Raw genomic sequence first — 26,502 nt, forward strand, 5'->3', positions numbered from 1 at the left:
AGCGTACAAGCGGAAAACGGTAATCATTTAATCAAACTCAGGTTATTTATAAATCAAAGATCATTAAGTTACCTTTGTGAAAATATCACGAATGAAAAAACACATCTTCTTCGACCTCGACCATACCATTTGGGATTTTGACCGCAATGCTGAAGAAACATTAAATGAACTTTATCACACTTATCAGTTAGATACACTTGGCCTTAAATCCTGTGCCGATTTTATCACCACTTACACGGAAAACAACCATCAGTTATGGGCCGATTATCATTTGGGTAAAATCACCAAAGATTTTTTAAGATCAGAGCGGTTTAGCAAAACTTTTATTCAACTGGGTATTCATCCTGACGCAGTGCCCCATCAGTTTGAAGATGATTATGTTAATATTTCGCCTACCAAAACCAATTTATTTGAAGGTGCTGAAAATGTTTTAGGTTATCTACAGCAAAAATACACACTGCATATTATTTCCAATGGTTTCAAGGAAACCACCTTAACCAAAATGAACCTTTCCAATCTTAACCCCTATTTTAAAAATGTAATTATCTCGGAAGACGTGGGCGCAAACAAACCCAGTCCCATCATTTTTGAATATGCATTGGATAAGGCAAAGGCGCTAAAACAAGAAAGTATCATGATTGGTGATAGCCTCGAAGCTGATATTTATGGTGCCTTAAATTTTGGTATAGACGCCATCTTTTTTAATCCATTGCAGAAAGAAAAACCTGAAGATGTAAAAAAGGAGATCTTTCATTTAGAAGAACTGTTGAAACTTTTTTAGTGTAACCACCTGTTTTGCCGGTTTTGGCATTAATCTGAAACACTCACCAATCAAATCTTAATAAAAATGAAAAAGCCATCTTTTCAGGATCGGCAATGGCTTTTGCTACCTCAGTTTCGCTCAAAACAATGGCAGATCCATAGAAGTTACCTATAAAGCATTAAAATTCGATGTAAGATATTTAAAATCAACAACCTTTATCAAACAGTTATAAATCCGCACAATTATTTTATAATGACTGAGACATTTGAATTTCCTTACCACAAAAACGAATTTTTAAAATATTTGGAGAAGCGGTAATTCAACTTATCTTTATTACATGACGGCTACAAAAGTTAAGGCATCTATACATCAGGTTGTGAATGCCTATAAATCGAAATTATCACGTTATCCTGAAGATATTTTCCAGACTACTCCGCCAATTTCTGGCTGGAGTTATAGTGAAGTGTATTCACATATTTTTGATTCGAGTCTACTTTCATTAATAGCCTTTGAACATGCCGCAAACGGCAAGGGCGAAAGCAAACCGACTCATTTTATGGTAAAACTGATATTATTACTGGGTGCATTACCTCCGGTACAAAAATATAAAGTGCCGAAACGGCTGGAAGGACGTGTAAAAAAGATCAGTAAAACAGAAGCCCTCGACTTGATCCTGGAATTTGAAAAAGCTTTGGACGATAATTATGCATTACTTGCACATGCAAAAGCCAATAGCAAAACGAAACACCCAAGATTAGGCTATTTAAATGCTAAACAATGGCTTAGGTTTATAGAGATACATTTAAAGCATCACCTAAAACAGTTAGAAAGAATAGGAAAAAGCTTCCAGCCCTGAATTAATACCTGGTTAATCCTGATATCTATGACCATAAAATATGCTTTTTACCCTCCAATGCCTGTTATCCTTTTTTGCATGTTATGATAGCGAGAAAAAGAAGTGGGTAGGTTTTTATTCCTACGCCTGACACCAAAACTACCGAGATAAAAGCGCCCCCAAAAAAAGTGGAGGTTAAGCGCTCAAGCGGCAATAAAATATTTTGAATTTGCAGTATCTTACTTAACGCGCATTTTTTTACATCTTTGCGTTGATGAAATTACCCGCCATAAAAGGTTTTGATGAAGCCGCATTTAACAAGTATTTAAAAAATACAGGATTGTTAATGCTTGGAAGAGTTGGCAGTTTGGCTATTAAAATGGCTGTTAGCATTATGGTGGCGAACTATTTATTAGCCTTTAATAATGGTATTTTAACAAGTGCGATTGCTTATACCTATCTATTTGCATCTATTGCGGGCCTTGGCCTCGATCAGTTTATCGTGAAAGAGCTTCATCAGTTCCCAGGCAATAGAGATACCATATTAGGAACTGCTTTTTTATTGAAGGCTACTGCCGGATTAATCTGTATCCCTGCTATTTTTCTGGCCTGGACTATCCGCCCGCTTTCTGATATTCCATACCATATTATACTGATATTATCTTTTACGGGTTTTTTCCAGTCCTTAACTGTAATCGATTCTTATTTTCAATCCGAAGTGCAGTCGAAATATATTATGCAGGTACAGATTGTGGGAAATCTTATCTCTGCACTCATTAAAATGACATTGATTATGTTTTCGGCAAAATTGATTTATTTTGTTTATTCCTTTCTTTTCGATACCGTTTTGTTATCGGTGGGTTATTTTTATGTTTATCAGCGTAAAGGCAGGAATATTTTTAACTGGAATTTTAATAAAAAATTAGCCATCAGATTACTCCATTTTTCGTGGCCATTAATTATTTCAGGGATCATGGTTTCGGTTTATATGAAAATAGACCAACTGATGCTAAAAGAAATTATGGGGCAGAATGGAACTGCGGAGGCTGGAGCCTACGCTACAGCGGTAAGTCTTAGTGAAGCTTTAAATTTTATGCCGGTAGCTATTGTAACCTCACTTTTTCCTGCTATTTTAAATGCGAGAAGAGATGATCCGGAACGGTATCAAAAAAGGCTTCAGAATTTATACGATCTAATGGCCTGGTTGAGTCTTGCATTTGCCCTGTTTGTAACCTTTGCCGCACCATATATTTACCTGTTGTTCAATCCAGAATTTGCATTTGCAGCACCGGCATTGGCCTTGCATGTATGGGGAAGTATTTTCGTTTTTCTGGGTGTAGCCAGTGGCCAGTATCTGATTGCGGAAGGATTTAGCCGACTTACTTTTATCCGCACGGGTTTTGGGGCAGCGGTTAATATTATATTAAACTTAATCCTGATACCAAAAATGGGAATGATCGGTACGGCCATAGCCACTGTAATTGCTTATTTCTGTTCCACTTTTTTCATTCTGCTATTCAAAAAGACACGGCAACAGGGTTACATGATGTTAAAGTCACTCTTCCTTGTTACTGCATTTCAAAAAATATTTAACCGATAATTATAACCGGTAAACGCAGGTCCGTAAAGTTTTCGCAAAAAAGCTGTACCCCTTATCCTTTAAAAATTTGTATATCGGTGAATGGCTGAGGTCATCAACATTAACATTTTCTTCAACCAAAATCACACTGGGTTTGTATTTATCCCAGTTGTTGGAGCGTAAAACCTGGTAATCCAGGCCCTCCACATCAATACTCAAAAAATCGATAGTGGTATTAGCAGGCAGATGTTGATCCAAAACATGACTTAAAGGCAGTACATCAATATCCAGTTCTTTTATAATTTTATATTTACCGGATTCAGCATCGATTCTTTTCGAAACTTCTTCAGAAAAGCTATTCAACGCAGGTTCGTTAAAACAATAGAATTTTAGTTTGGTTTTTTCAGGTCCTATACCAATGTTTAAATTAATATCTCTTTTTCTAAATGTATTAAAAGCACCAATTGCAGATGGAGTTGGTTCGATGTTGATTCCTTTCCAGCCCCGTTTATAAAAGTAGTTGGTATTGGAATATCTTACCGGATGATGTGCCCCAACATCAACAAAGAAGCCCTTATATCCTTTTTTCTGTTCGTAAATCGCCTTGAGTATCATATCTTCACCATCTTGTGAATATGATTTGCTGTATGCGAAATAATTAACGGGTAAATATTTTAACAGGACCTTCTTTATCGCTTTAATCATAAAATTTAATTACTTAGTTTGAATCTAGTGATTTCAAAACTAAGTAAAATGTGTCAATATTAGTCATCAGACCTAACATCTTACCGATTTTAAACTACTAAAAATCAGCAAAAAAATGCTGGATTAGCATCCAACTGCCATTTCAATTTGTCGTAGATTTGTGCTGTTTTTTTATTGATCCCTTAGATCCAAACAACCGTTTTATGCGCTTATAATGCACAATAAATCTCTTTGTTTACAGGTTATTATATTTTCTGCATTTTTTATTTTCTTTAAAAGGTTATGCACAACAACAGCCCATTCCGGATTGGGTTAAAGATATAGGCGGTTTTGGCGAAAGCAAGGAAAACGGGGCTGCTGTAGATAAAGATGATCACGCCTACATTGCCCGGAATTTCAGGAGTATGATAACCATTGATCTATCGGGTATTTACACCGGTTAGTCTGGTCTCGAATGGTAATTATGATGTTTTTATGGCCAAATATACGCCTGATGGAAAATTAATTTGTGCAAAAACATCGGAGGCTCATCTAGAAAATACAGATGAGTTATTGCAAACGATCGTTTGGGCAATATTATTTTTGTAGGATCCTATCCGTCAACTATAAACTTGCCTGGTTTTAGCCTGGCTCCTAAAGGAAATTTAGATGGCTTTATTGTTTAATTACAGCCATTTATATCGAAACATTTCCCCCGGAAATATTTTCAAGGGGAAATGTAACTGAAAGAATATCTTCAACGACAATTAATTCATAGATTTTAAAGGAATCCAATAATTTAAATCTGTAGATGTTCCTACAGACATTTTATTATCAGCGTACCATGCATAAAACCAGCCTGAACTGGCGGCAATTCCTATGTCAACAATATCGTTGTAAGTTTTTCCCGGAGGGACGGCATAACTTTGAAGCCCTGCATAAGCCCCGAGGTTTGTAGAGTTTCCTTCTGAAAACGTACCATCACTGTAAAAAGCAAAACAATGATCATTTGATTTTAGAATAGCAATTCCAACAATATCCAGCGGTGTTTTGCCTGCAGGAAGGACATAACTTTTAGGGAGAATATAATCTCCAAAGTTACCAATACCCTGGCCTACAGACATGGTACCGTCTTTATACCAAACGTAACCACGGCCAGCATTAGAAATAGCCATATCAATAACATCACTGAAGTTTTTACCAGAAGGCAGAAAATACTGCTGTGTAGGGCCATTTATCGATGTAGAATTACCTTTTGTAACTAAACCAGATAACCCCCAGAAATAAACACCATCATCTACACCAATATCTATTCCTACCATTGTTGATAATGTTCCGGATGGGCCAGATGTGATTACCGGATATAAAGATGCAATGGCTTGTTTATCTTTATCGGAAAAGTATGCGGCACCACTTCCGCATTGGCCTCCATTCATGATAGACAATGGATCAGTACCGCCAACATTTGGAACATCTATTGCGCTTGCAGGTGTTCCAATATCATCTGTCCCGTTTTGTGGCTCGCCACTTGAAGCCCAGTTTGTATGCCTGAATCCAACACAATGGCCTATCTCATGAGCAATTGTGCGTTGTCTCTGATCAAAACTATTCCCTGCTATATAGGCCTTGTTTATTCTAATTAGTCCGCCGGCATTTCCATTAACTGGGAAACGGGCAACACCACAATAACCATATCCTAAATTTTCATCTCTGATCAGAATGTCATAACTGCCACTGGTAACAAGGTTGAAGTGAATATTAGCCCCTGGCACATTATTCCATTGGTTAACGGCCGAATTTACCTCTGCGCTTAAAGATGCCATAGATGCATCAACATAAATCCTGATGTTTGTTCTGTTCGTGGAACTTACTAAATTACCAGTATAATATTGCTCCGTTTTTGGCCCTGTAGCCGTAGGAATCTCCATATCCTTCGAAAAGGTAATATCCTCCTCTACAAGATACTCCTTTCCTAAATCTTTAATTGATGATTCAGGAAAGCCCAGGCTTTTGATATAAGTAAAAACAGCGTCCTTTTTGTTTACTTCTGGCTGGGTAATACTTTCCCCGTTCTTTTTACAGCCCAAGGAATAAATTGAGATGGCCGCAATCATAAGCAAGCCCTTGATGGTTTGTTTGGTTTTCATAAATGAAGCTTAATTTAAATCGTTTTAGTTTTTAAAATGAGTGATGTTTTTGTTTACATGGTTTTTAATTCGGAAAATCTGATCAACTGATATCTATATTTCGAATGTATGAAATATATTTTAAATAATACATATTATATTTTCACAAAAGTAGATTTAATAATACAAACTATGTCGTATTATTAATAATGCTATCTGGCCCTGTCAGTTTATTGAAATTTTATTACTCTCAAGAGTTATATTTGCAGTAAACGACACAAATGTTAACGGAAGAAGTAAAATCAGCCTACGATAATTTTTATGCCAACAGCGATGTGGCATGGCGGATGCTCGGAGCCAAATATAAGGCCCGGAACATTGTTGATGTGTGCAAAGGCTTACAGCCAAAAAAAGTGCTTGAGGTTGGCGCAGGCGACGGCAGTATTTTACATTTTTTAAATGAATGGCATTTCGCACCAGAACTTTACGCTTTAGACATTGCACAAAGTGCGGTCGACCTGATAAAAGGCCGTAACCTCTCCAGCTTGAAAGAAGCCCAAACTTTTGATGGCTATAAAATCCCATACCAGGATAATACATTTGATCTGATTATCCTTGCGCACGTTTTAGAACATGTAGAGCATGAACGGCTACTCATCAGGGAGTTAAAACGAGTAGCTAAATATATTGTAGTGGAAGTACCGAAAGATTACCGTTTTGATGTAGACAAACGCATGAAACACTTCCTGGATTATGGCCACATCAACATGTACACTCCAACTTCGCTCAGGTTTTTACTGCAAAGCGAAGGGCTGGAAATCCTGGCAGATAAGGTATCGATGACTGCTACCGAAACCGTAAAATTTAATGAGTTTGTTAATAGAAAAGCACCTAAAACATTTACTAAAAATTTAAAAATAGAACTGGAATACCGCATAAAGAAAACCTTAGGCAGTTTATTAGGGAGGAAAAAGCAGGAACAGTTTGCCAACGCCTATACCGTGTTAACCCAAAAATCAGATCAGGATCTGCAGATATTTTAGGGATAAAACGTATTAATAAGTCACCCTCATCTTCATGGTTAATTTATTTTATGAAATCGAATCCATATGATTGACAGGGTAGTTTAAATATATAAGCCTCTTTGTGGATCGTCATTGCGAGAAGGCTTTTTTTAAGCCGGCGAAGCAATCTTTACAACAAGAACGCTAGCAGGAAAGATTGCTTCGTCGTTCCTCCTCGCAATGACGACCATACTGTTGGAAGCTGTCAATGATAGCGAATTGAAACGAAGGCGAGAACAAAGAGCCTACATCTATCTCGATAGATGATCTCTCCACTTCCTTTCGGTCGAGATGATGAACATTTTAAGTGTAACTGGTAATAGAAATAAAACAAAAATGCAAAACCTTGCTCCAATCGCCCTTTTCGTATACAACCGTCCGCAGCACACCGAGCGTACGCTAAAATTCCTGCAACAGAACGAACTGGCTGCTGAAAGCTATTTGTACATCTTTTCTGATGGTGCAAAAACCGTTCGCGATGAAGAAAATGTGGCTGCTGTAAGGAAAATCATCAATAAAACAAAAGGCTTTAAATCTGTTAAAGTTATGGAGAGAAAGCATAATGCAGGCTTAGCCAATTCTGTAATTGCAGGTGTTACACAGCTTATAGAAGAATACGGTCAGGTAATTGTTTTTGAAGATGACCTGATTACTTCTCCACATACTTTGCACTATTTTAACGAAGCCTTAAACCGCTACAGCGAAGAAGAAAAAGTGATGCATATTGGCGCTTATATGTATCCCTTAAAAGCAAATGATCTTCCTCAATCGTTTTTCTATAGGGCAGCCACAAGTTGGGGTTGGGCCACATGGGGAAGGGCATGGAAAAATTTCGAACCAGATATTGATGTTCTTATCAAACAGTTTGATAAAAAGAAAAGAGCTGCGTTTTCCATTGATCATAAAATGAATTTCTGGAAACAGATGCAGGACTTTAAAAAAGGGAAAAACAACAGCTGGGCCATAAGATGGTATGCTTCCATTTTTTTAAAAGGCGGGATTACACTTAATCCATCGCAATCACTCGTGAACAACATTGGCCATGATGGTACAGGCGTACATTCAGGAATCAACGACATTTATAATGTCGTGATCAACCCTAAACCAATTATTGAATTCCCAACAGTAATAGCCGAAGATCCCATTGCCTATCAGGCCATTAAACGCTTTCTGATTAAACGGAAAGGCAATATGGTAACAAGGATGAGGCGTTTTGTTAAAGAAAAGCTGACACAATATTTTTCCAAAAAATAATAACAACCTGCTATCTCTCATCTGTTAGCCAATATAACTCACTGTTGTAGGCAATTGAAAAAAATGACAAACTTTTTTTGATTGCTCATGTTGCTTTTATACATCGAAACTATAAAAATAAAAAACATGAAAACAACAACAGAAACAGCAGAGGTATTAAACGATTTGATTCAAATTAATAATGATCGTATTGAAGGTTACGAAAAAGCCCGTCAGGAATTAAAAGATGAAGATGCTGATTTGAAAACGTTATTTTTAAATATGATCAGCGAAAGTCAAAAATATAAAATGGCTTTGGCAACAGAAGTATCGGCTTTGGGCGAGGACATTGAAACAGGAACCACCAATTCCGGTAAAATCTACAGAGCCTGGATGGATGTTAAAGCGCTATTTACGGGCCACGACCGCAAAACGGTTTTAAACAATTGTGAATTTGGTGAAGATGCCGCACAAAATGCATATAAAATGGCTCTAGAGGCAGAAGATATCCCTTCGAATATCAGAGAATTAATTTCAGAACAAAAAGCAGCTTTAAGAGTTTCGCATGATGAAATTAAAAGATTACGTGATGCCCAGGCTTAAATGAATTAATATAAAAAGGAAAAACTCCTTCGATATCTTCGAAGGAGTTTTTTTTTGAAGCCTTCTTTCCGGCTCAACCGGGAATCTTTAAGCTCATTGTATTACGATTCCCATCCGATAGCAATCGGATCGGGTTGGGAATGACGATATCTGACGAAATAAATCGGTCTATAAACTACGATTCCAATTCCTTATCCAAATGTTCAGTAACACGTTGAATCGTATTATCAATAGTATTGCTTAAAATGGTGAGGTAAGAACCCTTTTTAGCGGTTTCAATGGCAGTCTGCAGACAGGCTGTACTTTTATTATTTACAATAATCTCCTTATTAGGGTCAACTTCCTTTATCCCTTTGATCAGCAGATCAACCAGTTCCTGCTGTTGTCTGCCACGAAGATATTTTTCCTGGCAGATATAAATCTTATCAAACATCTGTGCAGAAATACGGGCAGTTTCCAAAATATCCTCATCTCTTCTATCTCCTGTTGCGGAAATAATTCCAACCTGTTCTGTTGCCTCAACACCTTGCAAGAAACCTTTCACTCCATTAAATCCATCAGGATTATGCGCAAAATCAACCAGTACTTTAAAATCTTTGAACCTGAAAACATTCATTCTACCTGGTGTATGCGCCGCAGAAGGAATAAAGGTTTCTAATGATAAACGGATATCTTCAGGTTTATAGCCCCATAAATAAGTTGCCAGTGTTGCAGCAAGCACATTCTGGATCATGAAATTTACAGATCCGCCGAAAGTCAACGGAATGTGAGTGGCTTTATCTACCCTTAATTTCCAATCACCAGTTTTAATGGTAATGTACCCATTTTCATAAATGGCCGCAATACCACCTTTTTTGCAATGTTCTTTTATTACTGGATTATTTTCATCCATGCTAAAATAAGCAACATTGCAACGGGCATCTTTAGCAATGCGGACACAATAACCATTATCGGCATTTAATACGGCCCAGCCTTTCCGGCGTACCGCACCAATTACAACGGCTTTAACCCGGGTTAAATCGTCAAGATTGTGAATATCGGAAAGCCCCAGGTGATCTTCCTGAATGTTGGTAACCACTCCGATATCGCAGGCATTAAATCCTAAACCTGCCCTTAAAATTCCGCCACGGGCAGTTTCCAGCACAGCAAACTCTACTGTCGGGTCTTTTAAAATGAATTCGGCACTTACCGGTCCGGTGGTATCGCCTTTCATTAACATGGTATTATGCACATACACACCATCACTGGTGGTAAAACCTACACGTTTGCCATTGCTGCGGATAATGTGCGCAATTAAGCGTGTGGTGGTTGTTTTTCCATTGGTTCCGGTTACGGCAATAATCGGTATCTGTGATAATTTACCCTGTGGATATAACATATCAATTACCGGTGCCGCAACGTTACGTGGCAAACCTTCGCTCGGCGCTAAATGCATTCTGAAACCCGGAGCAGCATTAACTTCCAATACCACACCGCCATTTTCGGTCAAAGGCTGGGTAAGGTTCTGCGCCATAATGTCGATACCGCAGATATCCAATCCGATTACCCTCGAAATCCTCTCGCAGATAAAAATATTCTGTGGGTGAACAATATCGGTAACATCAATGGATGTACCACCCGTACTTAAATTAGCGGTCGATTTTAAATAAACCACCTCTCCCTTTTCCGGAACGGTTTCTAAGGTATATTCTTTTTTGGCTAACAAATCCAACGTATCACGATCAACAGCTATTTCGGTTAGCACATTTTCATGGCCATAACCACGGCGCGGATCTTCGTTTTCCTTGTCAATTAATTCCTGAATGGTATGAATACCATTTCCTTTTACATGTGCCGGATCGCGTTGCGCCGCAGCAACCACTTTATGATCAATAACCAGCACCCGAAAATCAAATCCGGTAATGTATTTTTCAATAATAACTCTTCTGGAATATGTTTTGGCATATTCAAAAGCTGCCACAGCACCCTCCATTGTTTTCACATTAATGGTTGCACCTTTACCATGGTTGCCATCAAGTGGTTTAAAAACCAGCGGGAATCCCACCTTTTTAACAGCAGCTTCCAGATCGTCAGGATTTGAAATGGTTACTCCCGATGCTACCGGAATAGCAGCTTCTGTAAGTAAACGTTTCGTTTCTTCCTTATTACTGGCAATATCTACTGCAATACTGCTGGTTTTTTCGGTCATGGTGGCCCTGAAACGTACCTGATTTTTCCCATACCCCAACTGTACCAACGAACTTTTGTTCAATCTTATCCATGGAATGCTTCTTTTTACTGCTTCCTCAACAATCGAACCTGTACTAGGGCCTAAGGCTTCCAATTCACGTATTTCCTTCATCCTGCGGATATCGTGTTCTAAATCGTACTCTTCATTGCTGATCAAAGCCTCGGCAATTCTCACCGATGCTTCGGCAGCATAAACACCCACCTTCTCTTCCAAGTAACTAAAAACCACATTATAAATGCCTTCGGTTTTGGTCATACGTGTTCTGCCAAATCCGGTTTCCATACCAGCAAGCGTCTGAATTTCGAGCGCAATATGTTCAATTACGTGTCCCATCCAGGTTCCCTCTTTTACACGTGTAAAAAAGCCACCTTCAACACCTTTTGAGCAACGATGGGTAAACATGCTTGGCAACAGTTTCTCCATCCTTTCGCTAAATCCTTCTATCACATTGGTTGGTTTTTGCTCCAGATCTTCCAGGTCCAGTCGCATCTGGATCAATTTTTTCCGGTTAATAGACCATATGTTTGGCCCCCTTAATACTTGTATATTTAATATCTTCATGTAATGTTTTGTTCGTTTTTTTGTAAAGAGGAGAATTTAGGAATAACTCTTTATACTCCATATTAAGATTGAAATTGACGACTGTAAATTATGCATTTATTTTGAAAATAGACGTTCCATTTAGCTAAATCAATTTTAAGCTGTATTTGTTTTATTTTCAAGTACAATCCGGTTAATTTTAGATTATGATGTTTTAACTTTTTGTTAATAAATTGAAATTCTTGACAAAAAAAGTCGTGTTTTTTATCTTAAGCCTATATATTTGGGTTTTTTGATACACTATAATACACAAAGAATGGTTCCGAAAGGTAAACTCATCATCATTGGTGGCGCAATAAATACAGGTAGCTTTGCAGAAACGCAATTTGGACTGCCTGAAAATATGAATTTTTTCGAGCGTGGAATTTTAAAACGGATTACTACAGAATCATTAAAAGATACCCAATCCCGTTTCGAAATCATCACCACAGCCTCATTAATGCCCGAAAAAGTTGGTGAAGAATATATTAAAGCTTACGCACAATTAGATGTACATAATGTTGGTGTGCTTAATATTACCAATCGCGAAGAAGCCAATTCTGATGAAAATTACGAGCGTATCAAAGCTGCAGAAGTAATTATCTTTACCGGTGGCGATCAGCTCCGTCTTTCTTCCATCTTCGGCGGCACTAAAACCCATCAGATCCTGTTAGAAAAATATAGGAACGAACCTGTGGTCATTGCAGGTACTTCAGCCGGAGCTGCGGCAAGCTCCAAAAATATGATTTATCAGGGCAGCAGTAAAGATGCCTTGCTTAAGGGAGAGGTTAAAATTACCGGAGGATTAGGCTTTATTGACGATGTTATTGTAGATACTCATTTTGTTCAGCGCGGCAGGATTGGCCGATTGTTATATGCTGCAGCCAGTAATCCCGGTATTTTGGGGATCGGACTTGGTGAAGACACTGGGCTATTCATTTCTGATGGCCATAAAATGGAAGCCATAGGCTCCGGAATGGTCATTTTAGTAGATGGCCGCACCATGGCCGATACCAATTTAACCGATGTAGAAATGGGGCAGCCTGTTTCCATTAAAAACATGGTGGTACATGTAATGTGCGATGGTGACGTTTACGATCTAACAGACCATAGCTTAGTAATCCATCATCCAAAGGTTGTACCTGTAGCGTAATTCAGTTAACAGTGCACAATTTTCAGTTAGGACTTGCTCAATCTTGATACTTGATACTTGCTACTTAATACTACAATACTCAAAAAATGAAACTCATCATACACGGCGGTTTCTTCAGCGAATCGTCTACCAACCAGGAAACAAAAAAAGCTAAACAAGATGCCCTGGCTTCAATTGTTACCCTTGGGCACGAGTATCTGAAAACGCATACCGCTTTAGAAACCGTTGTTTATACTGTTGCACTTCTGGAAGATAACGAATTGTTTAATGCAGGTATAGGTTCGCAGATCCAAAGTGATGGAAAAGTAAGGTTGAGTGCGGCCCTGATGGATGGCAAAACTGAGAAATTTAGCGGTGTAATTAATGTGGAAGACGTAAAAAATCCTATACATATTGCACAGGAACTACTTGCATATGATGACCGCGTACTTAGTGGTGATGGTGCCCGGCAATTTGCCAGAACAAAGGGATTTGGGCATTTTAATCCCATTACCCTACAGCGCCAATCAGAATACGAAGCTAAGTTAAACCAAAAGAACAATAAAGGAACGGTAGGCTGCGTAGCACTTGATGCAAACGGCAACTTAGCAGCAGCAACATCTACTGGTGGCAAAGGATTTGAAATTCCTTGCCGGGTGAGCGATTCGGCAACTGTTGCCGGGAACTATGCCAACCAATATGCGGGTATTTCCTGTACCGGAGTAGGTGAGGATATTGTAAGTGGCGCTTTGGCTGCGAAGATTGTAACCCGCGTTACCGATGGTTTTTCTTTAAAAGATGCATCAGATAAATCTTTTGCAGAACTTAAAGCTTTTGACGGCTTTGCCGGTATGGTAGGTATTTCTGCAACCGGTGAAATTTATCATTGCGACTCGCACCCTTACATGGTTTGGGCATCTTTTGATGTTAATTTACAGGTATTTAGCTGAAATTAGATTTAAAGTATTATTTTTGTTGCATGACCAAAATTGTATTGGCTTTAATTGGCCTTTTTGTATCATTACAACTACAAGCTCAAAATCTGGATAAATCTGAGATCCAGGAACCTAATGGTAGTGCGATCAGTATTGCTGTATCTAAGTTTGAACTGGAAGATGGAAATTCTTTTTTTCAGGAAGCAGAAGATTTTGAGCGAAAAGGCGATTACAATGAGGCCCTCACCTTATTTGGCAAGGCAGCTTTTGAATATAATTCCGTAAAAAATTTCAATAGGTATGGCCTGGCCGTTATCAAGATGAGCAATATGCACTATCAACTTGGCCGTTTCGCAGATGCTGAACAGATTCTTTTAAACGTAGCATTAAAAAATTACTCTAAAACCGGGAACAGGGCGGGAATAATGAATACCTATAACCTATTGGGCAAGGTTTATCTGGCCAATACCAAATATACACAATCCATGTGGTTCTATACCCAGCAAGGTATCCTGGCAAAACAATTAAAAAGCAACAATGCTTATATCGAATCAATTCTCGGTATTGTTCAGGTCAAAATTAAAAAGAAGGATTTTACACTCGCGCTGAGAGATCTTAAATCGGCCGAATGGTTAGCCAACTCCATCAAAACCAATCAATATAAAACCCAGATTAAAGATGCCAGGGAGATGATCGCCAATAAAACCGGCAAAAAGGTAAACCCAAGCTAATTAAGCAGCATATTCTTCTATAAATTCTCTTTATTTATTTACAATATAACCTGCCAGAGGTTGTAACTAAACAAAGTTGGGTATAGATAAAACAAAAAATAATACTCAACGTTCTACATAAGCAATTGTTAAATAAAGTGCTTTTAGTTAGATTTGATAAAATTTTAACAAGAGACGGTAATAATGCTGTCTCTTTTTTGTTTTTTTGCTAAAATGGTATCATATTGGCTATATAGAATTGAAAATGGATTTTAAATCATTTAAAGAAATGTTAAAGAGGATATTTTTTGTAATTTTTACTGCGGCAGTACTTGCTTGTCATGCTGCCCCTAAAACTCAGCCGATGGTTGAGGGGGTTACCAATGTGAAACCAGATGAGCAGCAGCAACTTGTTATCAGGGAAGTTGTAAATTTGATCGAGAGTTATAATTACAAAAAAGCTAAGATCAACGATTCTATTTCCTCGATCGTTTTAGACCGGTATATCAAATCTCTAGATCCGGGTAGAAATTACTTCCTCGCTTCGGATATCAAGGAATTTGAGAAATACAGATATACTTTAGATGATGATTTCAAAAATGGCGACCTGAGTGGACCATTTTTCATTTATAATGTTTATGCTAAAAGACTTAATGAATATTTCAACTACTCACTGGCGCAGATTAAAACCAAGTTTGATTTTAACCAAAACGACACTTATGTTTACGACAGAGAGAAACAGCCATGGGCAACCTCTTCGACAGCTTTAAATGATAACTGGAAAAAACGGGTTAAATACGAACTGATTAACCTGAATTTAGCCGGTACCGCCGAAGCAAAGAATGTAGAAACGCTGACTAAACGCTATAAGAACTTACAATCGCAAACATCAAAAACCAATAATCAAGATGTTTTCCAAATTTTGATGGATGCTTTTACTGAATCCATCGATCCGCATACCAATTACTTTAATCCAAGCAATGCCGCAGCATTTAACGAAGATATGTCCCGTTCTTTCGAAGGTATTGGAGCCCGTTTACAATTAGAAAATGAAGTAGTTAAAATTTCTGAAATTATTGCCGGCGGACCTGCGTTCAAGGGCAAACAGCTGAGTGCCGGCGACCGTATTATTGCAGTAGCTCAGGGCGATGGAGAGTTTGTGGATGTTGTGGGATGGAGATTAGATAACACTGTTGCCAAAATAAAAGGCCCTAAAGGGACCAAAGTGCGTTTAAAAGTCATTCCTGTAGGCAAAGAAATGTCATCGAAACCAGTAATTATAGAATTGGTTCGTGACCGAATTGTTTTGGAAGAAACATCTGCCAAAAAGAAAGTTAAAACCATTAACAGTAACGGTAAAGAATATAAAATCGGGATTATTACCTTACCAGCATTTTATGCAGATTTTAAAGCTGCAAATGCAGGCGACAAAAACTACAAAAGTACCACCCGAGATGTTAAAAAATTAATCGACTCGTTAAAAACCTACGATAAGGTCAATGCCATTGTAATGGATTTACGTGGAAACGGCGGGGGTTCATTAGTTGAAGCCATATCATTAACAGGATTATTTATCGATAGGGGTCCTGTTGTGCAGGTAAAAGATTTACGCGGTAAGATTGAGGTAGATGAAGATGAAAATAGTGGTGTGGCCTGGGATGGTCCGTTTGGTGTGATGGTAGACCGCTTAAGTGCATCGGCATCAGAAATTTTTGCAGGCGCTATACAAGATTACGGACGCGGAATTATTATGGGTAGCCAAACTTATGGCAAAGGCACCGTACAATCTTCAATCGATTTAAATAAACTGGTAAATCCAAGCATGCTGCAAAGAGTAGCTGGATTAATTTCTAAAGATAAAACCATTGGAACTTCTCCTAGCAGCGCCAACCCTGCTGATATTAATTTAGGCCAGATCAATTTAACCATGGCTAAATTTTACCGTGTTGCCGGTAGCAGTACACAGCACAAAGGCGTAACTCCTGATGTTGTTTTCCCTTCTATTTACCCAATGGACAAAATTGGAGAAGATACCGAACCATCTGCTTTGCCATGGGATGTGATTCAAAGTTCTAACTTTAAAGCAGTGGCCAATTTGAGTGCTGTTAAGGCACAATTGATTAAAAATAGCGAGCAACGTGTTGCAAACTCACTGGATTTTAAATACCTGAAACAAGATGTTGCAGACCTTAAAAAACGTGATAACGAAGTTTCTGTAACTTTAAATGAGGCCAAACTGAAAGCAGAGCGTGATGCACAGGAGGCAAAAACCCTTGCCAGACAAAATGAATTAAGGGCCTTAAGAGGACTGCCAGCCCTTAAAAAAGGAGCTAAAGTTACCAAGCAGGATGCCTTCGATTTTATTGAGGATGAATCGCTAAAGGTAATGGGAGATTTTATGCAGCAATCAGGAAATTATGTGATGAATCTGGGTATAACACCGTCGAAACTTTAATAAAAGAAATTTTATACAGAGCGAGCTATCTTTATTCAGATAGCTCGCTTTTTTTTATCACTTTCAGTTAAACGATTGTCTGAATGCTGAAGGTGTAAGGGTTGTTTTCAATTTGAACAGCTTCGTAAAGGATTGTAAATGTTCGAAGCCAAGGGCATAAGCAATTTCACTAACCGAAAGATCAGTTGTAGAAAGCTTTTCCTTTGCCAAATCAATTACTTTTTGATGCAAATATTGTTGCGTGTTTTGTCCGATAAGCGTTTTCAACAATCCGGATAGATATCCTGGCGAAACGTTGAGCATTTCGGCAATATAAGTTACAGTTGGTAAGCCCCTGTTACCAGGATGATCATGTAGAAAATAATTTTTAACAACATGCTCCAGTCGATCGAGCAGCTGGTTATTGATTGTTTTACGCGTAATAAACTGACGGCCGTAATAACGTTGTGCATAGTTAAGAAGAAGTTCTATTTGCGCTATTACAACATTTTGAGTAAAATGATCGATATTGTTATTGGTTTCATTTTCCACCAATTTGGCGATCGAATTAAGTACAGCTTCTTCATTTTCAGAAACATGTAATGCCTCAAACAGCGAGTAATTAAAGAAGTCATAATCCTTGATTGCTTTAGCTAAATGAGTGTGCCAAAGTAAGTCGGCATGGAAAAGTATCATCCAGCCCGTTGGGCGATGCGTTTTATCCTTATCAATTTCGACTGTAAAAACCTGTCCGGGAGCCATAAAAAATAACACACCGTTGTCAAAATCACTGATTTGCTGCCCGTATTTAATTTTCGCATCAGGAACCCGTTTGAGTGAGATGGAGTAAAAATCAAAAATTATAGTTTTTAATCCGCCATCGAATGGCATATTAACGTCTGCCATATTAACGACACTAACTAACGGATGGCCTGGTTGAGGCAATCCGGCAAGTTTATGGTAGGCTGATATTGTTTTAAAACGGTAACGGTTTGAAAGTTCCACGATACAATTTACTTAAAATAAATGCCCTCTTCCAAATCTTCAAGCAAACTGGAATATTGAGGTTTCCAATTTAAAAGTGCTCTGGTTAGACGCCCCGAAGCCGGCCCATCTACTGCTACGAAATGTTCAAACCAATCAAAATGTGCTGTTGCCTCGCTTTTAGCTATAGAAACAACAGGTAAACCGAGCTTTTCGCCAATGGCCTCTGCTATTGCTTTAAGGGGAATCGATTCTTCAGCTACCCCATGAAAACGTGCTCCTGGCGTAGCTTGTTCCAAAGCCAACCTGTAAAGTTTTGCAGCATCAAGCCGATGGATACCTGTCCACCGGTTTTCTCCATCGCCGATGTAACCTGAAAAACCCGTTTTTCGGGCGATACTAATCAGCATGGGTACGAAGCCATGATAATCGCCTTCACCATGTACAGATGGCGACAAACGAACTACCGATACACGAATATCCTGAGCAGCAAGTAGATCAACAGCCTTTTCAGAAGCAAGTCTGGGATTTACACCATTATAATCGGGCAGCATATCTTCCGTGGCCAATATACCAGGATTAACCATAAGCGTTCCGGAAGTTACAATAAAGGGTTTATTGGTTCCTGCAATCGAGTTCCCAATGGCTTCTATGGCAAGTCTGTCAATTTCACAAACCGCTGCAAATCGGGAAAAATCATGAATAAAGCCCGTGTGGATAATACCATCAGCTAATCTGGCGCCCTCCTGTAAACGCTGTAAGTCTTCCAAATCCCCTCTATGTACTTCGGCTCCGGCAAGTACAAGTGCTTTTTCAGCTACCTCATTCCTTGCCAAACCTAACACCTCATAACCTGCGCTAATTAATTCTTTTACTACGGCCGAACCGACAAATCCGGTTGCACCTGTGACAAAAACTTTCATCCTGATTAATTTAATTTTTAAATAGTGTACAATAATTACCTGCCGATTAACATAAATCGCATGTTATTATCACTCAAAATTCAATTAATTTTATGGAAACAATTTAGGCTAATCAATTCTTCATTTAGCCAAAACGAACAATTAATATAAAAAAAGACTGCTACGCTTTGCAACAGTCTTTCAGGATAAAAATACTTCTAGGCCTTCTTCGGAGGACTCTGATTCAGCTGCATTGCCATCATCTCTTTCATGGTTTTGTTCATTCCCTCGGTACTGCCATCTAAGAAAATGATATTACCTTCGCCGTATTCTGCAAATTGTTTAATAGCCTCTGTCCACATGGTAAACAAAATGACCGAAGTATCCAAATTTGCCTGTTGCATTTCATGCGCGGCATTGGTCATACCTTTTGCAACCTCTTCCCTAAACAACGCTATTCCCTGTCCGCGAAGTTGTGCAGCCTCACGTTCAGCTGTGGCTGCAATTTTGATTGCATTACCATCCGCCTCTGCAGCTTTGGTTTTGGTAATCAATAACGCCTGGCCTTCGTTTTCAGCTGCTGCCTTTAAGTTATTTGATGCCACCACTCGACTCATGGAGCGCATAATTTCTTCATCAAAAGTAATATCGTTCAACTGAAGATCCTGAAGATGGTAACCCCATCCATCCAACACCTGATCAATCTGTTCTTTGACATGAAGCACAATCTCATTTCGCTGGGCCAATACATTAGCCTGTTTTTGAGTAGCTACATATGCCCTGATGGAACCTTCAATCGTTCTGATTAATGCTTGCATCAGGTTAGTGGCATCAACAAATTTAAATGCTACATTCTTGATGGTTTCTTCATCCTGATTTATTACAGAATAAAGCAGCATGGCCTTGAAGTAAACATTGGCCTGGTCTTGTGTAACGGCCTGAAAAGAAAGTTCTACCGAGCGGTTTTGGATCGATATCCGGGAATAAATCTGCTCTATTAAAGGAATTTTAAAATTTAAACCTGGTCTTAAAAGCCTCTGGTATTTACCAAAAACGGTAACGACAGCAATTGTGCCCTGTTTAACGGTAACAAAAGAGCTTAGCAGTATAATAACTCCTATGGCCACTAAAATATAAACGGTGTATTGCATAATTAGATTTTTTTATGAAGGTATAAAAATTCATACAAACTACACCAGGCATTTTGTAGCTTTAAGTTTTTCTAACGAACTTATATCAATAGAGACCGTCATGATTTTTCAAACCGCACAACGGGGTGAATATCTGATCACTTAAAAACAAATTTATACAGATGAAGATTAAATTATTTCTTCCCGCGGCAGGCATTTTGCTATTTGCAGCCTGCCAGAATAAAAACCATCAGGAAACCGATATGGTAAATATACGTACCGTTTTTTTTGATAAGGCCGGCATGGATACCACAGTAAAACCTGGTGATAATTTTTTCCTTTATGCTAACGGCAAATGGATGAAAAACACCGAAATTCCTAAAACCGAAACCGGTTGGGGTTCTTTTTATACTTTATATAATGATAACCTGAAGAATCTGAGAAACATTCTCGAAGATGCTTCAAAAGCTAAGGCAGTGAAAGGAAGTGCCGAACAGAAAGTGGGTGATTTTTATACCAGTGGGATGGATACCCTAACCATCGAAAAGCTGGGTATCGAACCCATAAAGCCGCTTTTAAATAAAATAGATAAGATTAAAGACGATCAAGATTTAATCAATTTTATTGCAGAAGGCTATAAGAATGGTGAAGGTGATTTACTGGGCTTCGGCGTTGAACCAGATGATAAATTAAGCACTAAAAACGCGTTGTCATTTAGGCAGGCTGGCATTACCTTGCCGGATTGCAGTTATTATCTCGAGCAGGATGAAAAAGCAAAAAAAATCAGAGCCGAATATATCAAATACATTACAAAAATCTTTAGCCTTTCTGGCGATGCTGCAAACGCAGCTAAATATGCTGCCGATATTTTAAAACTGGAAACCGCTATTGCGCAATCTCATTCAACACCCGTTCAACTACGCGATCCAGAGAAAAACTATCACAAAATGACCGTGGCTGATTTTCAAAAATTAACCCCAAACATGGATTGGAAATCTATTCTAACCAAACTGGGCGCAAGTACGGATACCGTTATCATCAGGCAGCCAAAATATTACCAAACCTTATCGGTCCTATTAAAAAATCAACCTACAGAAATCTGGAAAGAAAAATTAAAATTTGATGCCCTGAACGAATCGGCCAATGCTTTTACCAAAAAATTCAGAGATGCTAAATTTGATTTTTTCGCTAAAACCCTCTATGGTCAACAAGCGCCTACAGAAAGATGGAAAGCCATTGTAAATGCCACCGATCATAATTTAGGCGAGCTTTTAGGCCAGTTATATGCCGAAAAATATTTCAAACCAGAGGCTAAAGAACGGATGTTAACCTTAGTAAACAACCTACAGAAAGTATATGCAGAAAGAATCCAGAAGGTAGATTGGATGACGCCAGAAACCAAAAAGAAAGCTTTGGAAAAACTAAATTCCTTTATCAAAAAAATTGGTTATCCTGATAAATGGAAAAAATATGATGATGTGGAGATTTCTAAAAACACCTATTATGCAAACCTCCGGTCGGCAAGTAAACACGCCTACAAAGAAATGATGGATAAGCTGGGGAAAGATGTAGATAAAACAGAGTGGGGCATGACGCCACCTACTGTTAATGCCTATTACAATCCATCTTTCAACGAAATTGTTTTCCCGGCCGGAATTTTACAATTTCCTTTCTTTGATTTTAGCGCAGATGATGCTATTAACTATGGTGCAATTGGTGCAGTGATTGGTCATGAGATGACACACGGTTTCGACGATCAGGGCCGCCAATATGACGCAATGGGCAATTTAAAAGAATGGTGGACCAAAGCCGATGCTGATCAATTTAAAGTGAAGGCCGGTAAAGTAGAAAAATTTTACAATAACTTCTCGCTATTAGACAATCAGCATGTAAACGGCTCATTAACTTTGGGCGAAAACCTGGCCGATATAGGAGGATTGAATATTGCATATGATGCCTTTAAACTCACACCACAAGGAAAAGGTGATCAAAAGATTGATGGTTTTACACCTGATCAACGCTTCTTTTTAAGTTTTGCCCAAGTATGGCGAATTAAAACCCGGGATGAAAGCATGCGTGTAAGGCTAAAAACAGATCCACATAGCCCGGAAATGTTCCGCGTGAACGGACCGGTGTATAACATGGAGGCATTTTATAAAGCGTTTAACATTCCTGCAACCGCAAAAATGTATATTGCGCCTGCAGACCGGTTAGGTGTTTGGTAAATTTAAAAGTATAATTTTAACATATACGTTTGCAAATTATGATCCCGGAATTGATCAACTCTTAAATTCCGGGACCAGTTTTGTTTTGCAGCTGATATTATTGCAACAACCTCCACTCACTGAATTGCAAATCTACGCTCCCATTATTGGCAGTAATAAAGAGCTTATAATATTTGTATGCAGTATTGTTTGAAATCAACATTTTTTTTGTTTGCCTTCTTAAGCCAAAAGTTTCGTTACTACGGATATCGAGTTGAGTATAATTCGTACCATCGTTAGATCCCATAAGTTTCCAGCTTTTCGGATCACGATCCGGGGCATCGTTCCCTGCAGTAATAGTATATCCTTTTACTACCTGACTGCCAGGAAAAGTGAGTTGTGCCCAAAAAGTGTTAGGGTATGCTCCCAAAAAGAACTTGGTATTATAATAACTATCAGAAAGTTTAGCAGAACCTTCAGCTGCAGCAGCACCGCCAGCATTTTCGTTACTCACACTCACAACTGCCTGGCTGCTGATATCTTTCAGGTAGGTTACACCGGGAAAGGCGGTTTTTGCCGCATTCAGCTGTGCCACCCAATCATTGCCTTGCTCATCCAGGTTACCAAAAGCGCTTAAGGCAAGCGGCTTTAAATCCATCCCTGTTGCGCCGCTCCAAAAGTGGATAAACTCGCCATAATTCATTGATCTCGAAAAGCGCTGTATATTGGTTTGTCCGTTATTTACAGTTTGTTTAGGAAAATGCTGTGCCAGCAGGCTGAAATACCTATTTAGAGAAGAAGCATCGCCCTGTTGCGAGTAGATAGGGAAAAACCAGTCTCTAAACCAATACGTTTGCGCACGTGGATAGCTTTCCGATCCATTGGCAACCAGATTATACCAACGTTGCACATCAGCCGAACGGTTAAGACCAATGTAAACATCGTAAATGTAAATTTCCATCCATTTACTATCGTGCCAGATACCAAAGGCAGGCGAATTCAGTACATTGCGCGAAGCACCTTCTACAATATGCCCCACTTCATGTGTGGTAAGATCCAGATCGTTCCCTGTCCCGCTGAGCCAGGCACTTGTGCTCAAGGATCCCACATCGATTACATTTCGGTAATCGTGGCTGGCATCCATGTAAGTGCTGGGATGCCCACCGCTATATTTTCCGGTATGAAAAATGGCCCATAAGCGGGAGTCTGTACCAAACGATCCATATTTACTTTTGGTGTAATTCCAAACCTGAGCTAAATACGTATTGGGCCAGGTAACCGTACTGCTTACATCATTATCGTGGTAAACTACAATGCTCGTATCATGGTAAAACCGTTGCAATACCTGCACATGATCAAACCAATGTTCCTGCCAGGTAAGCGGAGGATCGGCAAGCAGGGTGTTGTTTACATTTGCCATGGCATTTTTTGTCATTGCAGGTTGAGATTCTTCCAGTCCTTTTTTGGAACAAGCGAGCAAAGCTGCAAAAATCAGCATGCCCAACAGGATAATCCGTTTGTTTTTCATCTGTTTAGATTGTTTTAATGTTAGAAGGGATCTCTGAAAGTGGTTAGTAAGATCACAATCTATTTCATTGGGGTTAATATTTAGGTTGAGTTGATTCCTTAAATTAAGTAATTGTGTTTCCCCTGCTGTTCTCTATTCACAAAATGATAAAAGTGATATATCTGGTTTTAATAAAACGTTTTAGGCATAAAATTAAAATTTAATCCACCTGTTTTTAGGTGGATGATAACTAAAGTTAGTCTTTCGGATTATCAAGACATTATTGTAATTTAAATATTACGATTTAACAAAAATAGAAACTACTCCGTAAAATTCATCAAACAAAAAGTTTGAATTCCGTGTTTGATGTTAAAAACAGATCATGAATGTAAAACGAACCTTTGGAACAATATTAACCATTTTAGGAATTATCGGCCTAATTTATGCCGGATATGGCTTTGTTAACCACAGTCAAAACAACAGGGGATTGATGGTTTATGGAATAATCGGATTAATTTTCTTTGTATCCGGCATTGGCCTGGTAAAAAATACTAAGGATGAAAGCTAGATCAAGCTTTCATCCTGAATATTGGCACACCAGAATTTAATTTAGCTGTTAGCATCCAACGCAGTAATGTTACTGTTTTTTCTTTTGTCTGATGATCTGATACTGGCTAAAGGCAACTAAACAACCCGCCAGGATAATAATCCCTGCAGATAATAAGTTTTTAGGATTTTGGTTGATGTAGTAAGCTGCTGCCAACACTAAAATTGCCGCAGCAATACCTATTATATAATGAAGTATTAATCCTGTTTTCATACGACAAATATTCTGAAATAATTTGAATTTGATGTCGCAGAAGATTAATCTTTTAAAGTGATCCTATTATCGGCAAATCTTAACTGGTGACCAATAAAATCAAGATCCGTCAGTTCTTTCATGCGCTTAAAGGCCCTATGGTTATCGTCGAGAGTTAAACGGTTAATTTTATCCTGTTGAATCGATACAACATCGGCATATAGAAAATCGCCTTTTGCATCTATTTTTAGCTGAAGCAAGGGTGCAATACCGTTATTGCCTTTTAAACTGAACATCCCATAGGTACAAAAATTACCTAAACTGTAAGCAATGAATTTATTTTTATAAACTTCAACCGCCCGGGTTACGTGTGGACCATGCCCCAACACCACATCAGCGCCGGCATCAATAACCGCATGTGCAAAGGCATACACATTTCCTCTGTTCTCGTTATAAAAAATCTCGTTCTTACGCGGAACGTGCTCAAATCTTGCACCTTCACCTCCCCCATGAAAAGAAACAACCACAATATCGGCCATTTGCTTTAAACGGGAAACCAGGGCCTTCGCACTATCAATCTTATTAATTGATACAGTATTTTCATTCGGTGCAAAAGCACAGAATGCATACTTTATGCTATCTTTTTCAAAAACTTCAAAAGGTTTGTTCACCTGCCCGGCGTAATGAATCTGTAGCGAATCTAAAATCCTTGCGGTATTTTTTCTTCCCCTTGCATCAAAATCGCCAACATGGTTATTGGCAATGCTCAGCACGTTAAATCCTGCATCTTTATATATGCCCGCGTATCGCTCCGGCATTCTAAAAGCATAACAGTTATTCGGATTAATGCCATTACATTTGTTCGAATGGCCTGAGTTCAGAAAACAGCCCTCTAAATTTCCAAAAACAATATCTCCATTTAAGAAGTCATCAACGGCCTCGAAACTGTTTACAGCATCGTCAGGAGGGAGGTTGGCTTTGGTAGGAAAAGCAGAGCCGAGCATAATATCGCCTACCGCGGTAATGGAAATCGTATCCTTAATTTTCCTGATTATTGTATCCTGCCTGGCTATAGGCGCTGTAACCTGGGCATTATTGCTCGTGCAACTGATCAGGATTATAACAACGAAGGGTAAGATTAAAATGGTATTGATGAGCTTCATGAGGTGTTTTGTAGAGGGCATTTGGTTGATCACTTTTATCGCAAGAAAGATCCAGAAATAAATCCGATAGCTATGGGATCAGGATGATGATACATAAAGGAACTGAATGTTGTTAAAACAATGATTAAACAAAAAATCCTCCGAAATTTCTTTAGGAGGATTGTATTCTTTATTTAGGCAACCGTTAACTGTTTATTGCCAACTGAACTATTCTACTGTAAATTCTTTCTTAAACGACTCTAAAACACGGCCACCTTTATAAAAGTAACGGCTGTAATAAGGCTCGTTAAGGTTGCTGATGACCACTCCACGAGAACTTGATGCATGTGCAAACCTGTTATCGCCCAGGTAAATACCTACATGCGAAATGCTTCTGCTTTTTATTTTGAAGAAAACCAAATCGCCTTCCTTTAAATCTTCTTTTGATAATGGATCTACCATGCTAAAAATATCGCGTGAATTTCTTCTGATGGTAGTGTTGAAAACTTTATCGTAAATGGCTTTGGTAAAAGCCGAACAATCGATACCTCTTTTGGTGTTTCCACCGTAACTATATGGCGTCCCGATCCATTCGTAAATAAACTTGTACAGTTTTAAATTTGAAGTTGCATCTACCGCTACACCCATTACCTGCGAAAAATATTGCGATGCAAGGTTATCGGGATCATTTAATTCTTTACCAGATTCTTTTGTTTTTGTCTGCGCAAATGCGGCTGAGAGCGTGCAGATAGCAATTAGAGTAGAAAACAAAAATTTTTTAATCATGTTATACAGTTATGTTTGGGTATTCACTTACACATTAACGTACACCACATGGGCTTATTGTTGGTTGCCAAAAGTATTAATTATACAAATGTTATCCAAATGTAATCTTAGAAAAAGTGAAAGTTATCAACATTTTTGTTT

At 38.6% G+C, this 26,502-nt stretch carries 22 protein-coding genes; 12 read left to right on the forward strand and 10 right to left on the reverse strand.

Going from position 1 to position 26,502, the window contains the following annotated elements; translation table 11 throughout:
* The first annotated feature begins 91 nt into the window (after nucleotides 1-91).
* The 3 genes from ACK1I8_RS17100 to ACK1I8_RS17110 all read left to right on the forward strand — a co-directional run bounded on the left by ACK1I8_RS17100 (nucleotide 92) and on the right by ACK1I8_RS17110 (nucleotide 3,198).
* Nucleotides 92-781: a YjjG family noncanonical pyrimidine nucleotidase gene (locus tag ACK1I8_RS17100; RefSeq protein ID WP_412466501.1), complete on the forward strand. Its 690-nt coding sequence runs from the start codon at nucleotides 92-94 to the stop codon at nucleotides 779-781.
* Between the two features lie 319 nt (nucleotides 782-1,100).
* The gene (locus tag ACK1I8_RS17105) at nucleotides 1,101-1,619 is read left to right on the forward strand and encodes a DinB family protein (protein WP_412466502.1); all 519 of its coding nucleotides are present in this window, start codon (nucleotides 1,101-1,103) and stop codon (nucleotides 1,617-1,619) included.
* A gap of 253 nt (nucleotides 1,620-1,872) precedes the next feature.
* On the forward strand, nucleotides 1,873-3,198 hold the full coding sequence (locus tag ACK1I8_RS17110) for a flippase (protein WP_412466503.1): 1,326 nt from the start codon (nucleotides 1,873-1,875) through the stop codon (nucleotides 3,196-3,198).
* On the opposite strand, the gene ACK1I8_RS17115 is transcribed toward ACK1I8_RS17110, so the two are convergent.
* Together ACK1I8_RS17115 and ACK1I8_RS17120 are read right to left on the reverse strand one after the other, a co-directional pair.
* Nucleotides 3,199-3,882 carry an FkbM family methyltransferase gene (locus tag ACK1I8_RS17115; protein WP_412466504.1) on the reverse strand — a complete coding sequence of 228 codons (684 nt, stop codon included), beginning with the start codon at nucleotides 3,880-3,882 and terminating at the stop codon, nucleotides 3,199-3,201.
* A gap of 746 nt (nucleotides 3,883-4,628) precedes the next feature.
* On the reverse strand, nucleotides 4,629-6,008 hold the full coding sequence (locus ACK1I8_RS17120) for a M57 family metalloprotease (RefSeq protein ID WP_412466505.1): 1,380 nt from the start codon (nucleotides 6,006-6,008) through the stop codon (nucleotides 4,629-4,631).
* A 260-nt stretch (nucleotides 6,009-6,268) separates the two neighbouring features.
* Here ACK1I8_RS17120 and ACK1I8_RS17125 point away from each other — a divergent pair, with 260 nt between their 5' ends.
* The 3 genes from ACK1I8_RS17125 (at nucleotide 6,269) to ACK1I8_RS17135 (ending at nucleotide 8,887) form a co-directional block, all read left to right on the forward strand.
* Entirely contained in the window at nucleotides 6,269-7,030 is a 762-nt protein-coding gene (locus tag ACK1I8_RS17125; protein ID WP_412466506.1) for a class I SAM-dependent methyltransferase, read from the forward strand.
* Between the two features lie 357 nt (nucleotides 7,031-7,387).
* Nucleotides 7,388-8,305, forward strand: a complete 918-nt coding sequence (locus ACK1I8_RS17130) for a sugar transferase (protein WP_412466507.1) — start codon at nucleotides 7,388-7,390, stop codon at nucleotides 8,303-8,305.
* Nucleotides 8,306-8,431: 126 nt separating this feature from the next.
* Entirely contained in the window at nucleotides 8,432-8,887 is a 456-nt protein-coding gene (locus ACK1I8_RS17135) for a PA2169 family four-helix-bundle protein (RefSeq protein WP_412466508.1), read from the forward strand.
* 175 nt (nucleotides 8,888-9,062) lie between these two features.
* Here ACK1I8_RS17135 and cphA read toward each other — a convergent pair whose 3' ends face one another.
* A complete protein-coding gene (cphA, locus tag ACK1I8_RS17140) occupies nucleotides 9,063-11,678 on the reverse strand; it encodes a cyanophycin synthetase (protein ID WP_412466509.1) in 2,616 nt (871 codons plus the stop codon).
* Nucleotides 11,679-11,949: 271 nt separating this feature from the next.
* On the opposite strand from cphA, the gene ACK1I8_RS17145 reads away from it, so the two are divergent.
* The 4 genes from ACK1I8_RS17145 (at nucleotide 11,950) to ACK1I8_RS17160 (ending at nucleotide 16,928) form a co-directional block, all read left to right on the forward strand.
* Nucleotides 11,950-12,849 (forward strand): cyanophycinase, encoded by a 900-nt coding sequence (locus ACK1I8_RS17145; RefSeq protein WP_412466510.1) that lies wholly within the window; start codon nucleotides 11,950-11,952, stop codon nucleotides 12,847-12,849.
* 86 nt (nucleotides 12,850-12,935) lie between these two features.
* Nucleotides 12,936-13,778 (forward strand): isoaspartyl peptidase/L-asparaginase, encoded by an 843-nt coding sequence (locus ACK1I8_RS17150; protein ID WP_412466511.1) that lies wholly within the window; start codon nucleotides 12,936-12,938, stop codon nucleotides 13,776-13,778.
* Between the two features lie 29 nt (nucleotides 13,779-13,807).
* Nucleotides 13,808-14,494, forward strand: a complete 687-nt coding sequence (locus tag ACK1I8_RS17155; RefSeq protein ID WP_412466512.1) for a hypothetical protein — start codon at nucleotides 13,808-13,810, stop codon at nucleotides 14,492-14,494.
* A 244-nt stretch (nucleotides 14,495-14,738) separates the two neighbouring features.
* A complete protein-coding gene (locus ACK1I8_RS17160; protein ID WP_412466513.1) occupies nucleotides 14,739-16,928 on the forward strand; it encodes a carboxy terminal-processing peptidase in 2,190 nt (729 codons plus the stop codon).
* Nucleotides 16,929-16,991: 63 nt separating this feature from the next.
* Here the strand turns inward: ACK1I8_RS17160 and ACK1I8_RS17165 are convergent, their stop codons facing one another.
* The 3 genes from ACK1I8_RS17165 to ACK1I8_RS17175 form a co-directional block, all read right to left on the reverse strand.
* Nucleotides 16,992-17,912: a helix-turn-helix domain-containing protein gene (locus ACK1I8_RS17165; RefSeq protein ID WP_412466514.1), complete on the reverse strand. Its 921-nt coding sequence runs from the start codon at nucleotides 17,910-17,912 to the stop codon at nucleotides 16,992-16,994.
* An 8-nt stretch (nucleotides 17,913-17,920) separates the two neighbouring features.
* Nucleotides 17,921-18,814: an SDR family oxidoreductase gene (locus ACK1I8_RS17170; protein WP_412466515.1), complete on the reverse strand. Its 894-nt coding sequence runs from the start codon at nucleotides 18,812-18,814 to the stop codon at nucleotides 17,921-17,923.
* Nucleotides 18,815-19,011: 197 nt separating this feature from the next.
* Nucleotides 19,012-19,944 (reverse strand): SPFH domain-containing protein, encoded by a 933-nt coding sequence (locus tag ACK1I8_RS17175; protein WP_412466516.1) that lies wholly within the window; start codon nucleotides 19,942-19,944, stop codon nucleotides 19,012-19,014.
* A gap of 161 nt (nucleotides 19,945-20,105) precedes the next feature.
* On the opposite strand from ACK1I8_RS17175, the gene ACK1I8_RS17180 reads away from it, so the two are divergent.
* Nucleotides 20,106-22,148 (forward strand): M13 family metallopeptidase, encoded by a 2,043-nt coding sequence (locus ACK1I8_RS17180; RefSeq protein WP_412466517.1) that lies wholly within the window; start codon nucleotides 20,106-20,108, stop codon nucleotides 22,146-22,148.
* A gap of 97 nt (nucleotides 22,149-22,245) precedes the next feature.
* Here the strand turns inward: ACK1I8_RS17180 and ACK1I8_RS17185 are convergent, their stop codons facing one another.
* The gene (locus ACK1I8_RS17185; RefSeq protein ID WP_412466518.1) at nucleotides 22,246-23,655 is read right to left on the reverse strand and encodes a hypothetical protein; all 1,410 of its coding nucleotides are present in this window, start codon (nucleotides 23,653-23,655) and stop codon (nucleotides 22,246-22,248) included.
* 361 nt (nucleotides 23,656-24,016) lie between these two features.
* Here ACK1I8_RS17185 and ACK1I8_RS17190 point away from each other — a divergent pair, with 361 nt between their 5' ends.
* The gene (locus tag ACK1I8_RS17190) at nucleotides 24,017-24,202 is read left to right on the forward strand and encodes a hypothetical protein (RefSeq protein ID WP_412466519.1); all 186 of its coding nucleotides are present in this window, start codon (nucleotides 24,017-24,019) and stop codon (nucleotides 24,200-24,202) included.
* A 69-nt stretch (nucleotides 24,203-24,271) separates the two neighbouring features.
* Here the strand turns inward: ACK1I8_RS17190 and ACK1I8_RS17195 are convergent, their stop codons facing one another.
* From ACK1I8_RS17195 to ACK1I8_RS17205, 3 genes are all read right to left on the reverse strand, one after another.
* A complete protein-coding gene (locus ACK1I8_RS17195) occupies nucleotides 24,272-24,454 on the reverse strand; it encodes a hypothetical protein (RefSeq protein ID WP_412466520.1) in 183 nt (60 codons plus the stop codon).
* A 44-nt stretch (nucleotides 24,455-24,498) separates the two neighbouring features.
* A complete protein-coding gene (locus ACK1I8_RS17200; RefSeq protein WP_412466521.1) occupies nucleotides 24,499-25,617 on the reverse strand; it encodes a CapA family protein in 1,119 nt (372 codons plus the stop codon).
* A 186-nt stretch (nucleotides 25,618-25,803) separates the two neighbouring features.
* On the reverse strand, nucleotides 25,804-26,361 hold the full coding sequence (locus ACK1I8_RS17205) for a C40 family peptidase (RefSeq protein ID WP_029274974.1): 558 nt from the start codon (nucleotides 26,359-26,361) through the stop codon (nucleotides 25,804-25,806).
* Nucleotides 26,362-26,502: the final 141 nt, after the last annotated feature.

Source organism: Pedobacter sp. KLB.chiD (assembly GCF_047040275.1).
GTDB lineage: Bacteria > Bacteroidota > Bacteroidia > Sphingobacteriales > Sphingobacteriaceae > Pedobacter.